Source organism: Dyadobacter sp. HNCC25DJ184, from assembly GCF_056895215.1.
Genome location: NZ_JBXHAQ010000002.1, coordinates 340628 through 356935 on the forward strand (window position 1 = coordinate 340628; position 16308 = coordinate 356935).

Here is a 16308-nt window from a genome sequence, read left to right on the forward strand (position 1 = left end):
AGACAGGGGCATAATACTGAGAAATTTTGCTCAGTTCAATCTATTCCGACAACAACTTCGAGAGCAACAGCTGGCTTTCGTGGGCTTCATGTGAGTGACCCATTTGTCCCAGTTTTTGATTTACATCCTGTAGTGCTTTCTTGGCATCAGGCGTACCGATTGCCGAAACGCGTTGGATAGTATATGTCAATATTTTAGGAATTTTGGTTGTTTCAGCTATTTGCAGCGTACGCTTCATATCCAGAGGAGCCAGTGGTTCCAAGGCATACCAGTACATCAACGGAAGATTGTGGTCGCCTTTGTCTTCTTCATGCTGCAAAAGTGCAGATACGACATCCCAGGTTTTTGCCGGGTCGATTCTCAACATAGCAGAAGTGAGATATAAACGTACAAGAGCAGATTTATCCGTTTTAGCGAGGACTGCAAATTGTTTCAATTCTTCATCTGACAACACTTTGTCTTCAGTCATCAGTTGGATGGCCCAACTTCTTATATATTCGCTTTCGTTGGAAGTCAGTGCAAGCAATTCTTTGTCTGTCAATCCTTTAGTGACATGCAACGTCCACAGCGCACGCAACTTACGAGTCACGTCCGGATTATCGTTTAATATAGCTTTCAGTGCTTTTTGTACTTTTTTGCTGACACCTCTTTCCTGCAAAATCACACGCGCCTGACGGACATAAAACTCATTATGGTTCAGATGGTAATTAACCAATTCTATATCCGAAGCTTTTGTCAGATCTACTTTTACCCACTTGTCATTTTCGTTTGTGATTTTGAAAATACGGCCCAATGTTTTGTCGTGAACATCAGGATTTGGACTATGGCATTGGTTTTTGTCATACCAGTCAATCGCATATACCGAGCCAGCCGGATCATATTTCATATTCAGCCATTGAGACCACGAATCGTTCATCGCGAGGAAATCCGGACGGTGCGTTGCCTCGTAACCAGATCCAGCTCTTTCAAAATGGTCAATATTCAATCTTGCTCCGTTGATATTATTCATAAAAATCTCATTCCGGTATTCCTTCGGCCAACTGTCTCCACCAAGGTATATCATGGCTCCTGCGTGCGCATGGCCACCACCTTTCGCCGCAGAACGGAAATTACCAGCATGTGGTCCGCGTTCTCCAACCCAGTGTACGTGATCGGCGATGGTCTTGATGTCGTCATAGGTATACGGGTTAAAATGATTCCCGGCCTGACGCTGATATCTTGCTCCCTGAATCGTATTATACATATGCGGAATCACGCAAACGGTGATAAATGAGTGACCATAATCATTGAAATCGATTCCCCACGGATTACTTGATCCTTCGGCAAATACTTCAAATTTCTGGGTAGTCGGGTGAAAACGCCAAACTCCGGCATTGATCTTCGTACGCTGAGTGTCAGGAGCGCCCGGCTTTCCAACATTGGAGTGGGTAAAAACACCATGGGTACCATATAGCCAGCCATCGGGCCCCCATCTCAAATTGTTTAAAACCTCATGCGTATCGTGTGTACCCCATCCGTCCAACAGCTTTTGAACCGGACCTGCAGGTTTGTCCGTTTTTGGATCAACAGGGATATATAATAGATAAGGAGCTGCTCCAAGCCAAACCCCGCCCATACCTACTTCGATTCCACTTACCAGGCTCAGTCCTTCGATGAATACCTTGCGGCTATCCAGCACGCCGTCGCCATCGGTATCTTCCATAATCAGGATTCTGTCTTTGCCTTGTCCCTCAGGTGCAGGCGTAGGATAGGTATGACCTTCAACAACCCACAATCTGCCCTTAGGATCCAGCGTGAAACTGATGGGTTTAACAACATCTGGCTCCGAAGCGGCCAAGGTTACTTTAAATCCCTTCGGCGGAGTCATTGCTTTGGCGGCATCTTTTCCGGAAAGACCTGCATTTAATACAGGATCTAATGGCGGAAGTATAATGATATCACTTTGTTTCAACTCATTAGGGAAAACGGGGCGATTTGGATAAAGTAGAAAATCATCAAAATTGATATGCGCCCATTTATCGTTTGGTATATATGGAATTTGGGAAATTCCGGTTTCATTGTCGATCAGTCGAATGAATATATCTTTGTTTAGATACGCTTGAAGATCAACCACAACTGGCTGCAAAGTAGCTCTTCCTGAACCTGTTATATGAAAGAATACATTACCAGAAGCAGCATCCACCAGTTCAACACGGGTATCTGCAAGTGCCCCGCCCGATACCCTGAAAGCAGCAAAAGGGGCTGTCACTTTAAATGGCACGGATGTAAGTGTCCCGGTTAGTTTCGAATTTACCGTTCCGCCGCTGCTAATGAAATACTTTCCTTCAAACCCGATATGCATTTCCTTTTCATGAATCGGAGAAGGATCGTCTTTGACAATGCCTGCCTTAAAAGCTTCTCCCTCGGCTGTCCAGTCTTTGGTATTGCCCGATTCGAAATTCAGGTTCAGGGATTGGCCATCTTTTTCAGGTAGTTTTCCCGCTATCGTTATCTGATTAAGATCCCCTTCTACCACTTCGAAGCTACCTACCATCCCTGCCGCCCGGTGACCCGGAACGGAGCAGTAATAGGTATCATTTTCTCTGGCTACGAAAATGAGAGCGGTGCTGGATCCTTTCTCCAGGATCACTTTGCTTTTGAGACCTAGTTTTTCAAGTGAAATATCGTGGGTCATCAGCTCGCCGTTGGTGATTTTAATGCGTACACGTTCACCTTTGTGAGCTTTCAGCGTAGGATTTCGCGCGCCATCCGGACCGAAATAACCCAGCATGGTTGCTTCGAGCGAATATTCCCGGTCTATGCGTGTGGTGTCTTGTTGAAAACTCTTTCTGAAAGACTTCGCAGTGCCCGGACTGTAGCAAGCAACCACCACAGTTAAAGACAATAAAAAGAGTAAACGGTTCTTAATCATAAATTGAATTATAGAGTATAAGAATTGTCTTAAACAACATCCATTTAATAGGATTATTGTAAAAACAAAAAGGACAACAGATAGTAAAACATACTATTTGTTGTCCCCACTATTTTAATTTTGAATTTTTGAATGAGTAAATGAGCGAATAGGAAGCTCGGCTAAACCATTTTCGAATTAATGGCGGGTAAGCATTTACACCTCGGAGATTTGACTTAAGTTTTTAAAACCTGGCAAGTCGTTCCATTCGACAGGCCCTTAATCCTTTCTCCTTTCGTCCATTTTCCTTTCCTCCGTTTTTATTCATTTACAAAAACCTCCATTTCAGCCAAAAAAGTATGAATCGCCAAACCTTCCAGTGCCGTCAGTTTCACGTACTGATATTCAACTGCTGATGAAACGGGAAAACTTTGCGGTGTAATGGTCCCGGGCACGAAAGTATATTCGCCGAGACTAGTCCATGACTCGCCGTTGGCACTTCCTTCCAGCTTGAATTTGGTGAAGCCATTTTTATTGTTTTGACGAGCGGTCAAATCCACTGTTATCATTTTCATTGGTTTCTTCATATCCACCACGAACCAATGCGGGTAACCAGGATGCTCAGGATCATATTGGGTATGCCAGATCGTATTGAGATCGCCGTCCAACACAGCTGATGCCAATCCCGTATTTTCCGAGCCATCGCCCTGTTCACTCGAAACAGAGACAATGGACCAACCTGACCTGTCGGCTTTGGCTGCCAATGGAAAGTCTTCTTTCTCATCAGTACAGCCACTAAATGAGATTGTTATCGCAAACGCGATGAACATTTGAAATATATTCTTTTTCATTTTAATTAATGTTTGAATGATTGAGCCGGAGTCGCCACCGACGAATGAATAAACTTTCAATTAATCCTATTGCTTTAAATTTTGATCAGCCGGAAGCCGACTTCCTCCTCTTACGGCAAATTCGCAGTATCCACCGTCGGCTGATGCCCAGCAGCCGGTCGGTTAAACAGAGTTCCGGCATCCACATACTTTGAAAAAAAGCCGCAGTTTTGGAGATAAAACTTTCCGTTTTCCACGCCTCCCGCAAAATCCATTCTTTGTTTGTTTCTGCCAGTTGCATCAACTCCCATTTTGAAGCCCGTTACCTCTTTCCAGGTACCATTGGTATCCCTTACCCATTGATTTCCCCAGGTTCCTTTTCTTTCCAGGTATCCATATTCCGGAATAAAGTTTTCCAAAAATGAATGGATTCCTTTCAGATAGGTTTGGGTTAAGGGGCGTTTCCAGGTCGCCATGAATTGCCATTTGTCATGCTCGGGGCCACGAAACCATGCCGAATAAAGCGTATTTCCTTGTCCATCAGGTTTTCCCTGAGTCAAAAACTTGTAGGTGTTGCCAGCTTTCCAGTTGTACACAAAATAGCTTTGCCCACCTTCGCCTTCTCCCCCGAAGCGTTTTGTTACAACTCCCTGGCCGGATCTCACAGGAACGGTTGTTCCGCCTTCAGGATCCCAGACAGAGAACAATACCCAGCGCTCCGTTTCCGATTTAACCTGAACACCAAAATAACCATGGCTGAATCCATTACACATGAAAAAGGTACCAATCTGATCCTTGGTCTCGGGAACGATCAATTCATTATAGAAAAATTCGATATCACCCGCCGGAACGGTATAATTAACGTGAGTCGATGGCCCACGTCTTGACCAGTAAAAGTTTTCCGGATCGTTGGCGTATAGCACACCATTATTAGCAGCCATACCACCGATCTGAATATCAGACACTTCGGCAAATACAGATCCGGTTTTACTTATACCTTCGAGGTCGACTTTCACATACCCGTCTCCGGTCATATTAACTTTTCCTGCATAATATGTTTTGTATTCCGCTCCCGACAAAGTGAGATTAAAAGACGTCCCGTTTATGCTTATCTTAACTTTACTGGTTCCGGAAGCTGGTACTTTTGCCTTGAGAAAAACAGTCAACTCTCCTTTTTGAGCGAGCCGAAAATAGGTACTCGCAACTACACCGCTATTGTTCCAGTTTACTAATCCACTTTTGGTTATTTCCTCGGTATGCCCTGCAGGGGCTTTGGTAATAAATGCATTGCCTGCTAATGGAATACTCAGCTTCGGAATAGGATCAGGGATCACCTCCTCCTCTTTCTTCACATCAGTATCAGCAGAGCAGCCAGAACTCCATACTAGTGCACTCGAGAATATGGCCAGAATCAGAAATACTTTTTTCATTTAGCGTTTGGGTTTTAGCTGTTAGTTTTTAATGACCAGCTTTTAGCGATCAGCTGTTAGCGGATTTTTTCTCTGATATTCCCGATTTCGACGTCGATAGATTCCAGCCTTAAACTTGAATTTTTGCCGCCAAGTCGGCAATTGCAAACTAAATGCTAACAGCTAATTGCTAACAACTATCAAGGATTTTGCGTCAAATTACTGTTTTTGTCAATTTCAGCTTGCGGAATGAAAAATATCACTCTGGCGTCGTTGGCGGTCACAGTTTGGTTTACATTCGTCGTCGGCGTATTGTTTAGCGAGTGCGTTCCAGGATAGTTTCTGGTCAGCGCACGGTTGTTGCGGAACAGGTCATATGAACGATGTCCTTCAAAAGCCAACTCCATCCAACGTTCTTCCAAAACAATATCCAACGCTGTTTTTCCAGCCGGAAGCGACTCAGTATATAGCGCATCACCCGATAGTCCGGCCCTGGTTCTGATGATATTAACGTCTGCTATGGCATCGGCAACTTTTCCAAGTTTCGCATTAGCCTCGGCACGGTTCAGATACATTTCGGCCAGACGAAGGTATACCGGAGAGCTCAGGTTGATAATACTTTCCTGCAAATTGTATTTGTTGACGTAGTACATCGGCGTTTTTGGTGTCAGCTTAGCATTTAGTTGGAGCACGCCGTCCATGATATACGGTGTGATGAAACTCTTCCGTAGATCCGCCGGATGTAGTGCATATTGATCCACCAGTTTTTGTGAAGCATATATCTCACCCCAGCCACTAACACCTTGTCCTGCCGGATTTCCTGCCACATCGCCACTGAAATACATGGAACCGATTGCAGAGAAGTCTTCATTTTGAACCTTGGTATGACGAATACACATAATTGTTTCAGGATTCGTCTCAGGATCCATTTTAAAATATCCCTGGTAATTGGCTCCATCCAACAAGGAATACCTCCCCGAATCGATCACTAAATCAGCATACTTAACCGCATTCGCGTTGTCTTCTTTATACAGATAAACTCTTGATAAGAGTGCATAGGCAACCTCCTTAGAGGCAAATGAATTGCTTTTTTCTGCGGTCATCAGCTCGGCTGCTTTCAGCAAATCTGCAATTACAAAGTCATATACCTCTTTTACTGTGCTACGCGAGAGCCCGGTTGACTCAGCGTCGGAAAGTCCATCTTTTAAGATTGGCACACCCGGATTTTCTCCATTTCCCTGAGAATAAGGACGACCAAAAACCCGCACCAGATTATAATGCATCATAGCCCGCAGATAAAGATTTTCTCCTTTTAGCTGAGCCAAATCCTCGCCAGCATCGTCTGGCACGTAGGCAATGATCTTGTTAGCCGCTGCGATCACCTTATATGCTTGTCCCCAGAAATTAGTACAGTGCGTGGAAGTATTAATATGAGTATACCGATATGCCCGGGTTAAGTCGTCGGAAGAAGACTGACCCTGCGCGACTTCGTCACTTGGAAACTCTGTAAGAAAATGCACGCTTCTCACATAAGAAGGGTTTCTCAAAACCGCATATGTTCCGATTGTTGCGGTTTCTACGTCGCCCGCATTGGTCAACGCTGACGTTTCTTCAATTGCAGTGGAGGGAGCAAAAGTTTCTTCACAGGCCGATGCACCGAATATCAAAACGCCTGATAGTATATATTTTAAAAAATCGTTCGCTTTCATTATCTATCTTATTTAGAATGAAATATTTACACCGCACAGAAATTTCTTGCTGATCGGATATTTGAAACTCGAAACTCCTGAGCTAAGGTCCGTTTGCGTAAAAGAAACTTCAGGATCCGGGCCTGAGAACTTGGTGCCCGTCCAAAGGTTATCACCGCTCAGGAATACATTCAGGTTTGAAATTCCCTTCGTACCCAACCATGCTTTTGGAAGCGCGTAGCTGATTTTTACGTTTCTCAGACGGATATAGCTTCCGTTTTCTAGATATCGGGAAGACGATTGGTTTGAATCATGGTTTCCACCCACGATCGGCTTGGGATGCGTAGCGATATCACCCGGTTTTTCCCATCTGCTCCATCCGGGGGCAAGTACCATGGCATTGTAACTTTCATACAAACCGTCGTTGTCAAAATAGGCACGACTGTTATTATATATCTCATTGCCGTATACAAAATTGAAGAACGCACTCAACGTTATTCCTTTGTAAGAGAAAGCATTACTGATACCTCCGGTGAATTTAGGAGCGGCAGATGTTCCTGTGAACTGACGAGACTGAGCCGTTGCAACCGAACTATATGAGTTTGTGAGGACTTTGTATTTGGCTCCGTCTGCATCCATTACGATTTTTTCCCACAGTGGATCGCCATTTGCCGGATCTACACCCGCCCATATCGGCAAATTCCACTCGTCCATATTGTGCCCGACTGCGATCGGCTGACGAGCTCCTGAGTTGAAAACCTGTGCTCCGTCACTCAATTCCAATACTTTGTTGCGGTTGAAAGAAACGTTCAGGTTGGTTTCCCAGTTAAAAGCGCCTACGATATTTTTGGAAGTAACACTAAATTCCATCCCGCGGTTACGAACGGCACCGGCATTGACCCAGCGATAACTATATCCCGTGGTGGCCTGCAACGGCTGTTTGTATAAAAGCGCACTTGATTTCTTCTCATATGCGTCAACCGTCAGATCAATTCTGTTGTTGAAAAGTCCGATCTCTGCTCCCACGTTTGCTGTTTTGATCTTTTCCCATGACAAGTCAGGGTTGCCTTTCTGAGATGGAGCGGCCCCTGGAAATCCCGCGTAACTGGCGTCTTGTGAAATACTGTAAAGTCCCAATGCTGCATAATTTGATATACCGTCAGCATTACCCACCGTTCCATAACTGGCACGCAGTTTCAGGAAGCTGATGGTCTTCCATTGCTTCATGAAATTTTCGTTAGAAACAATCCAGGAACCACCTAGTTGATAGAAATTTCCAGCCGGATTGTTGCTACCAAATTTGGATGAATATTCGTGTACAAAGGATGCAATTGCGAAATAGCGATTGGCAAAGTTATAGTCAGCCTGCGCCAGGTATTTACTGAAACTATATTGATCGTTTCCGCCCGATGGGTTGTTGATAATATCCGTTGCTACCGACATTACGTCTCTCCCGGGAGGGAGGCCTTTGCCGGATATGGAGGCATTGTCATAATAGTTGCGTTCAGCCTCTCCCACAACCAGAACTGCAAGGTTGTGATCGCCAAAATTATTCTCGTAACGCAGTCTGTTTGAAGTTAGTATGCGGCTAGTGTAAGACAGGTCATTGTACAGCTCTCCTCCGTTTGCTCCACCTTGTTTTGTCCTTTTGTCATAGTAGCTTGCTCCTTTGTAGTCAAGAAACCGGACGCGATTATACGATGAAAAGGTGAGCTTGGAAGTAATTTCATAATCCAGATTAACATCCGTATTGATATTCAGACTTCTTGCTTTGGAATAGTTATAGGGTAGTGATTGCAAAAAGTTTTCACGGTCCCGGCCTTGCCAGTTTGGCTCAGTACGGCCATCTGTCGGATTCCCGTCAGCGTCATATGCTTTGTCAAAAGGCATATTCACATACGCGTCGTAAATGGTTCCGCTGTTTTCGTAGTTGTCCTGAGTGAATATTCCATTAAACAAAACACTCAGTTTCAGCTTCTTCGTTAAATTAGAAGTGATATTAGACCGGAAGTTGTAGCCGGTTTTATCATTTTCCAGAACTGTTCCCTGCTCTTTATAATAGTTACCCGAAACATAGAACTGCGTTTTCTCCGATCCGCCGGAAGTTGACAGGGTATAGCTGTTCACAACTCCTCTCCTGAAAGCCAGATCCCACCAGTTGGTGTTGGTATTCACGATCGATGGGTCCCGATCATAAAAGGTTTTCTGATAATCATATAGTTGCTGGGAGTTCATGAGTTTGAAATTCCCGGTCGTGGCTTCCGCAAAACCAAGGGTCGCGCTAAAATCGATTTTGGTTTTACCGGCTTTCCCCATTTTGGTGGTGATGATAATTACACCATTTGCCGCACGGGAACCATATAAGCCTGTTGCCGCCGCATCTTTAAGCACCGTAACCGACTCGATATCAGTCGGATTATACGAACCTCCGATATTTCCATCCACGATAATCAAAGGTGCTGTGCTGGCTGATATAGTACCTGCTCCACGGATCAGGATATTTGAACCACTTGTCGGGTCTCCGGAACTTGTTGAAACTACCACCCCCGGTGCCTTACCCTGTAGCAAGCTCGAAAGCTCATTGGAAGTCACATCTCTCAACTTTTCATTTGGAATTACCGCCACCGAACTCGAAAGGTATTTCGCTTTTTTGGAGCCATATCCCGTCACCACAATTTGTTCCAGCTGATTGACAGACGGCTGCAATGCAATATCAAATACGGCCTGATTGTTCGCCAAAACTTCCTGACTCTGATACCCAACAAAACTGAACACGAGAGTTGCAGAACTAATATCCGCATCGGATAAATTCAAACCAAAACTCCCTGCAGCGTCTGTCACCGTTCCCTGATTGGTACCTTTGACCATCACAGTCACGCCGGCCAACAGCTCCCCTTTTTCATCCTTAACAGTTCCTCTTATCTGCTTATCAACAGATGTGGAATTGTTTGCTTCATCCTTTAACGCTCCCTGATCGGCCTGTTGCTTTTTTAATATCACCTGCTGCCCGTCCACCTGATAACTAACTTCCAATGGCAAAAGCAGTTCGTCCAATACCTCTTCCAGCGACTTGTTTGTCACCTGAAGATTCACTTTGTGTTTGGCCGGAAATATAGATGGCGTGTAAGTGAAATGAACTTTACAGATCTTGTCAAGCTCTTTCAGCACGCTTTTAATCTCCTGATTCTTAACCTGAATAGAAACCTTTTGCTTTAAAAGTTCCTGTGCGCCGGCACTGCTCGCGAAGGATAAACCCGCAAACATAATAGCCAGTAAAAGTTGATAGAAAGAAATTCTCATTGCTTTAAGTAACAGCCGAGTACTTTGTCGACGTTTTTCCATACTTTTGAATTGGTTTGTTCTTTTCTGAATTGGACAAATTACTCCCGTGTCCTTTTTTGAAGGACTTACAAGTTCCGGGAAAAAACTGAAGTCAGTAGTGGGGCAAACACTGCTGGCTTTTTTTGTAATCGCGTGCTATTTCATGGGCAGGATTGTGATTATGGTTGAGTTTTAGGTTAGGCAGTAAATTTAGTTATTGATTACATCCATCCGTTGCATGGATCACGACTTTCTCACCCTCTATACTATACGTCCCTCCTAGTGCCGTGCAAATTGCATTGAGGCGCTGTTTTAAGCCCTCTTCTTTGAAAACAGTAGACAATGTGCAGGAAGAAAGCTTGCTCTCGTCATAGACAATCTCAATTCCATACTTCTTTTCCAGACTTTGAAATATCTCCGAAACCGGCCGTTCTTCAAATATCACTTCATCCTCATCTGGCAAGCTGGATAGTATTTCCAGATCAGTAATGATCTCCTTTTCGTTCTTTTTGGCTTTCGTACTAAACAGCACCTCCTCATTTGGCGTCAACACGACACTTCTTACAGAGTCGCCGTTAAACCCGGCGCCACGAAATTCCTTTTGAGCATAAACGGATACCCTTCCAGTCTTCACGGCAACCAATACATCGCCATCTTCATCAAGCGCCCGTACCCGAAAGCTGGTTCCTAAAACTTTTGTAACTGTCTGTCCTGCAAAAACAAGAAATGGTTTTTTAGGATTTTTTGTCACATCAAAAAAGGCATCTCCCGATAGGTATACCGCACGGTTTTTACCTGAAAAAGTCGCCGGATATATTAGCGCACTCTCTTTTTCAAGCATGACTACAGTACCATCGTTGAGCAAAACCGTTTGGGTTTTATTAGTTGTGTTAGTCTTAGTCAGCCATTCACTCTCTTCCTCACCTGAATAGATTTTAACAATTTCAGGAATTGCAGTTTGCTGCCTTTGCCAATACCAGATTCCGACACTTCCCAACAGTATAAGCGAAGCGGCGACACGCCAGATATATGCAGAAATTCTTCCCGTTCTGGCTTTTTCAGGCCGATCGTTGCTATCCCGTTGATCGTGGGCTCTGTTGATCAATTTCTGAAGATCAGCCTGAACCATTTGTTCATCGGTCGCCTCACCAAACTGTTCATCCAGCGCAAGTACCAAAAGTCTGGCCCTGGCTATTAGCTCAGTCCTCCCCTCCGCTTCGCGGCTCCAATTCTCCCAGAACACTGACGAGTCTTTGGTTGGATCGAGTATCCACCTGCGGAAAGCCCGATTTCCGGCTAATTCTTCAAACGTTATATGATCGTTATTACTCATCTCAATGCTTCCGGATAAAATTTATGTGCACGAACACACTTCATGTATGATTATCCTGATGTCATCAGTTTATCACCATTATTTTTCAAAAAAATTTTCTGTTATTTTAAAACTAACAAATTAACACTAACAAAACTTGAAAATAACAGGCGATCTACATAGCCAAAAAACCAAATTACAAAGTAATAAGAGCGATCTGAGTAGGTAGATAATTGGTTCAAAAATTCGGTATTGGTAACTTTGAAATCAAGAAGGCCCGATTTACAAAACGGAAAAGATGCTGGCTAGCAGCCAGAAAACGACTCCCCACTGGTCGCGGATCTCACGGAGGGTTTTGGAAAGAAGATTAGCCACACCGGGCTTGCCGATGTCCATAATTTCGGCAATCTCGTCATTGCCAAGACCTTGGTAATATCGCAGATAAACAATTTCGCGCTGGCGTTTGCTCAGCCCGGATATGATGCGGTTCAGATGCCTAAGTTCCTGAGTCTGATGTTCATCTTCGATCAGATGCGATTCAATAGTTCCCGAAGAGTCCTCCGGCTCAAACAGTAACTCCGAAGATTCGCCCAGGCGTTTCAGCCGAACGCTTTCCTTGAAAATTTTATTTCTTAACGACTTGAAGAGGTAGGACTTAACAACGGCGTCGTCGGCCAGAAAAACTTTTCGCTCCCATAACTGAAGGTATACATCCTGAATACAGTCCCGGACAAACTCCATATCGCGGGAAAATTTGCCGCCGTAGTTGAGAAGGCCACGGTAATGGATATCAGCCAAACGACCGAGTGCATCAGGGTCACCAGCTTTGAATTTCCCCCAAAGCTCCTCACTAATTTCCCGTCCAGCAGCTGGGTAAGTAATATCCATTCAATTAGTAAATCTCGTAGTTTGTCGACCACTAATTAACAAAGATATAATATACCAAGCAACTCGAAATCCCTGTTTGGTCCGAAAACGGTATGCTTAAAAACCACAAAAAACTGACAAAATTTGACAGTTTCAGATTTCACTCCCGCCTTCTTGACTGAGATTGGAATTAATTAAATATTGAATATGATATTTTGAGTTATCCTGCTGATACAGAGATGTATCAGCAGGACAAAAAGTCTATTTCAGCGCTGAAAACTTTTCCAGTCTATGTTTCTCGTTTTCAATTCTTTTCGCTTCCGGTAACAGGTATCCGAAGTTATGCAGATCCTTATCCGCGTTCGAGGCTACCCAGAGCAAAAACCTGGTTGCTTCTGTGTTAGTTGAATTTTTATCGATAGAGAAATGAATGTATTCAACAGGCACGTTATTCACTTTCTGTGATTCCAAAGTGGTCAGCACCTTATCCAGGTTATCAAAAATACGCTCGTCTTTCCCAACTTTTCCGTTACCATCCAAGTCAACCGGGATGATCGTCAGACCTTCTGCTGGTTTGCGGCTTGTTAAATCGAATGCAAGTGATGGAACTGTATATGAAATGGCAGTCTCGTCTTTCAACAATGCCTTGATCAAATGCTCGTCAGCTCCCGCAATTGCCTTTCCTTTGATCTGCTGTTGCTCGTAGCCAAAATATTTGGCGAAGGTTGCTGGAGCACCTGCCTTTTGCAAGCGTGTATATATGGTGAAAGGAGGAGCAATTGATTCTCCTTTTTCAGCGAAAACGTCATGGAAGAATATCTGTTTGTACAGCTTCTCATTTAATCCCTTTTCACCGAATTCTTTTGCAAATGCTGATTTTGAATTCGCAATAGGAAGTAATGCATATCTCCCAATTGATATATACTCACGACCTTCTTTCACAGACTTTTCGTGCTCGATGGCTTCAATCAGCAAGTCGTATTTTTCAGGATCGGTAACAGTCCGGGTTTCGATTATGACATCTACACCGGGATTAACAGCCCTATAATCTTTGATCCACTTATCAACCAACGGATATGCAAAACGAACTCCGGTTATTATAACTTTCGGATTTTCCTTTTGCGCCAAAGCGCTTGAAACCAATACGATAGCGAATGTGAGTGATGTTAAACCTTTAAAAACAGTTTTCATAATTTGAATATGATTTATGGGAGTAAAATGTTGTATGCCACGTGCGACAGCCGTCACGTTAGGATGAACCGAAATGTAAAAGGAAGAATGATCTGGTTGCTTTCAACAACCGCAACAACAATTAGATTGGTAATTGGAAAGATTGACCACCAAGAGTGCGGACATAGTCCGTAGCAAAGTTAAACGCATGTTTCTCATCGTTTGATAACGTTAGCTCTCAAATTTCTGCCTGACGGTGGTTGAAAAGCAGAAAGAAATAATTATAAATAAAACTCTATATCTGACTTACGGTCAGTTCATTATTTCTTAAAATACAGACAAATAAACCGTTCTGATACTCAATAGAAGGATTAAAACACCTACCGCAATCATCATCGGCTTTCTCTTAATCTTATTGACAACCATCGCACCCAGCGGGGCGGCAATAACGCCTCCTAAAATAAGCCCCATAACCACCTGCCAGTTGTTCACATGGGTAAAAAGAATGAAGGTTATACCACTTGCAAATGAAATCGCAAATTCCGCAGTATTGACAGTTCCAATGGTATATCTTGGGTCACGCCCTTGTCCAATCAAAGTTGAAGTAACAATTGGCCCCCATCCGCCGCCTCCCACGGAATCCATGAATCCGCCGAAAACAGCCAGTAATCCGAGCCTTTTGGTTTTAGTTTTTACATGCGTTCTTTTGAGAGCCTTCCTCAAAATGATAATACCCAGAATACCCATATATACAGCGACATATGGCTTAATCATATTCCCGTCTATGTGGTCGGACAGCAAATAAGCTCCCGTCACGGCTCCTGCTACACCTGGTATAATCAAATTACGAAGCAGTTTTTTATTGATATTCTTGAATTTGAAATGGGAAAAAGCGGAAGCCCCTGTCGTGAACATTTCGGCGATGTGTACGCTGGCACTACTGACAGCCGGCGAAACACCCAGTGAAATCAGAAACGAGTTAGAAGTGACACCATATGCCATTCCCAAAGCGCCATCCACTAGCTGAGCTCCCAACCCTACCAACAAATAGAAGAAGAAATCGTTAGTCAGATGGACATCATGAGTTTGTATCCAACTACTGACCGCGCCCGAGTAAGTCCAAAAAGCAAATGTTCCCAGCAAAATAAGCGGCAACACAAAAAAGTACCAATATTTTTGGGAGGTCAGTCGAAGGGCTATTACCTTTTCACGCATTTTCAAGGATACAATAGGTTTTTATTACTTGTGGCAAATGTATATAAATCTATTAAGTCTACAAAACTTATATACTAATAAAATATTTTTTTCATCTTCTGCTGGTGATCATGATCCATTTCGATCGAATGCCAGCCAGCTCCCGAAAACGTCTTGCATATTCAGATTTTTTACCCTTTGGATGCATCTTTGCAAACTCGTTCCAATTTGCACTTTACCATCGTATAGCAAAAAGTTGATCTTCGTCCGAAAATGTAAAAATCAAATCACGAATAGACGTAAAATTTTATTACCACGATCTATTTCCAAAGCGCATTCGAGGGCAAAATAAGACACATAATACCTCCCTGTGACCAGTCAATTTGATGGAATGGGAAAGCTTTCCAGTAAAATCTTAAAAGTAATATCACCAAAGATCAGGGCTTTTCTATTTGCTAGCGGCTTAATGCTGAACTAATGTACTTGATCAACGACGCGCTGATTTTCAAAATGTTACAAAATGACACATTCCAAATTAAACATTATCATTATGTTAAAAAACCAATTAAAAGTTTAAAATAATAAAATTTAATGTGTTTTTATTTGCCAAAGTACTTGTCAAAACCAATACCATTTGGTTGTCTGGCTACATCCAATTAGTTAGCCTTATTGCGTCTCGAAGTTTTATCACCTCCCCTTGTCTTCCTTCTGAAACCGTCCATACTTTTTCCAAAATAAGGGGAACCATTTTGATTCAAAATCCGTCCTTTATCCACGGCAATGCGAGTCAGGAATATTAAGGAATATAAATTTTCGAATATAACATTGTTTTAATTGAAAGATTTAAACAAACATTTAAAATCTTACGTTAAAATGATTGGAGAATTAAATTTTCTATTATTCTTTTGTAGCATCAATAATGATCAGCAACAGTGAAGTGTATTAACTTATCGAGTGAGGAGAAGCTTAAGGACGCGGCGAAATCTGTTTTTTTACAGAAAGGGTTCGCAGGTACCACAGCACGCGACATTTCAGATGCGGCAGGAATGAATATTGCCCTGACCAACTATTATTTCCGAAGCAAGGAAAAACTGTTTATTGAAATTTTTAAAGATCTCTTTAAACTGTATTTCAAGAATGTCGTGGAGATCATGAACAAGCCGATTACCTTCCGCGAGAAGATCACTGAGATGATTGAGGAGGATTATCGAATGTTGAAGGAAGAGCCAAACCTGGCCCTATTCATCATGAACGAGCTTCACCGCGACTGTGAAAATCTGCTTCCTGAACTATCCAGATTGAAAGAAATTTTAGGCCAAAAATTGCAGCAACAGATTAAGGAAGAGGTTGCTAAGGGTGCAATGAGGCATATCGAAGTACAACATGTGATGCCTATTATTATCGGTAGTATTCAGTTTGTTTTCCTGGGTAAAAGTATGACCATGAAAATTCATAATATGAGCGAAGAAGAGTATGATCGGTTCACCGAAAGCCATAAGAACCATGTGATCGGGATGGTGGACAACTACCTTTTTAACTCAGTACCACAATTGGATTAAAATCATATTAAAGACCGCTATTTGGTATACAGGAAGGGTTGAGAATAAATAATTTTACATTTTAGAAA

The 16308-nt window shown here is 43.0% G+C and carries 10 protein-coding genes; 1 reads left to right on the forward strand and 9 read right to left on the reverse strand.

What is annotated here, in order from left to right; genetic code table 11:
* Positions 1 to 40: 40 nt before the first annotated feature.
* The 9 genes from AC1XUD_RS04345 to AC1XUD_RS04385 all read right to left on the reverse strand — a co-directional run bounded on the left by AC1XUD_RS04345 (position 41) and on the right by AC1XUD_RS04385 (position 14702).
* Positions 41 to 2911, reverse strand: coding sequence for a PVC-type heme-binding CxxCH protein (locus AC1XUD_RS04345; RefSeq protein WP_483359737.1), 2871 nt, complete (start codon positions 2909 to 2911; stop codon positions 41 to 43).
* Positions 2912 to 3210: 299 nt separating this feature from the next.
* Positions 3211 to 3741, reverse strand: coding sequence for a discoidin domain-containing protein (locus AC1XUD_RS04350; RefSeq protein WP_483359738.1), 531 nt, complete (start codon positions 3739 to 3741; stop codon positions 3211 to 3213).
* Positions 3742 to 3851: 110 nt separating this feature from the next.
* Positions 3852 to 5150, reverse strand: coding sequence for a DUF3472 domain-containing protein (locus tag AC1XUD_RS04355; RefSeq protein WP_483359739.1), 1299 nt, complete (start codon positions 5148 to 5150; stop codon positions 3852 to 3854).
* 179 nt (positions 5151 to 5329) lie between these two features.
* Entirely contained in the window at positions 5330 to 6838 is a 1509-nt protein-coding gene (locus tag AC1XUD_RS04360; RefSeq protein ID WP_483359740.1) for a RagB/SusD family nutrient uptake outer membrane protein, read from the reverse strand.
* Between the two features lie 12 nt (positions 6839 to 6850).
* The gene (locus tag AC1XUD_RS04365; RefSeq protein ID WP_483359741.1) at positions 6851 to 10159 is read right to left on the reverse strand and encodes a SusC/RagA family TonB-linked outer membrane protein; all 3309 of its coding nucleotides are present in this window, start codon (positions 10157 to 10159) and stop codon (positions 6851 to 6853) included.
* A gap of 193 nt (positions 10160 to 10352) precedes the next feature.
* Positions 10353 to 11471: a FecR family protein gene (locus AC1XUD_RS04370; RefSeq protein ID WP_483359742.1), complete on the reverse strand. Its 1119-nt coding sequence runs from the start codon at positions 11469 to 11471 to the stop codon at positions 10353 to 10355.
* 261 nt (positions 11472 to 11732) lie between these two features.
* On the reverse strand, positions 11733 to 12338 hold the full coding sequence (locus AC1XUD_RS04375; protein WP_483359743.1) for an RNA polymerase sigma factor: 606 nt from the start codon (positions 12336 to 12338) through the stop codon (positions 11733 to 11735).
* Positions 12339 to 12578: 240 nt separating this feature from the next.
* Positions 12579 to 13508 carry a hypothetical protein gene (locus AC1XUD_RS04380; RefSeq protein WP_483359744.1) on the reverse strand — a complete coding sequence of 310 codons (930 nt, stop codon included), beginning with the start codon at positions 13506 to 13508 and terminating at the stop codon, positions 12579 to 12581.
* Between the two features lie 306 nt (positions 13509 to 13814).
* A complete protein-coding gene (locus tag AC1XUD_RS04385) occupies positions 13815 to 14702 on the reverse strand; it encodes a sulfite exporter TauE/SafE family protein (protein ID WP_483359745.1) in 888 nt (295 codons plus the stop codon).
* A 911-nt stretch (positions 14703 to 15613) separates the two neighbouring features.
* Here AC1XUD_RS04385 and AC1XUD_RS04390 point away from each other — a divergent pair.
* Positions 15614 to 16240 (forward strand): TetR/AcrR family transcriptional regulator, encoded by a 627-nt coding sequence (locus AC1XUD_RS04390; protein WP_483359746.1) that lies wholly within the window; start codon positions 15614 to 15616, stop codon positions 16238 to 16240.
* Positions 16241 to 16308: the final 68 nt, after the last annotated feature.

Coding starts and splice junctions, on each gene's coding strand:
- AC1XUD_RS04345 (WP_483359737.1), bottom strand. CDS start 2,911: ATGATTAAGAACCGTTTACTCTTTTTATTGTCTTTAACTGTGGTGGTT.
- AC1XUD_RS04385 (WP_483359745.1), bottom strand. CDS start 14,702: ATGCGTGAAAAGGTAATAGCCCTTCGACTGACCTCCCAAAAATATTGG.
- AC1XUD_RS04360 (WP_483359740.1), bottom strand. CDS start 6,838: ATGAAAGCGAACGATTTTTTAAAATATATACTATCAGGCGTTTTGATA.
- AC1XUD_RS04370 (WP_483359742.1), bottom strand. CDS start 11,471: ATGAGTAATAACGATCATATAACGTTTGAAGAATTAGCCGGAAATCGG.
- AC1XUD_RS04350 (WP_483359738.1), bottom strand. CDS start 3,741: ATGAAAAAGAATATATTTCAAATGTTCATCGCGTTTGCGATAACAATC.
- AC1XUD_RS04375 (WP_483359743.1), bottom strand. CDS start 12,338: ATGGATATTACTTACCCAGCTGCTGGACGGGAAATTAGTGAGGAGCTT.
- AC1XUD_RS04355 (WP_483359739.1), bottom strand. CDS start 5,150: ATGAAAAAAGTATTTCTGATTCTGGCCATATTCTCGAGTGCACTAGTA.
- AC1XUD_RS04365 (WP_483359741.1), bottom strand. CDS start 10,159: ATGGAAAAACGTCGACAAAGTACTCGGCTGTTACTTAAAGCAATGAGA.
- AC1XUD_RS04380 (WP_483359744.1), bottom strand. CDS start 13,508: ATGAAAACTGTTTTTAAAGGTTTAACATCACTCACATTCGCTATCGTA.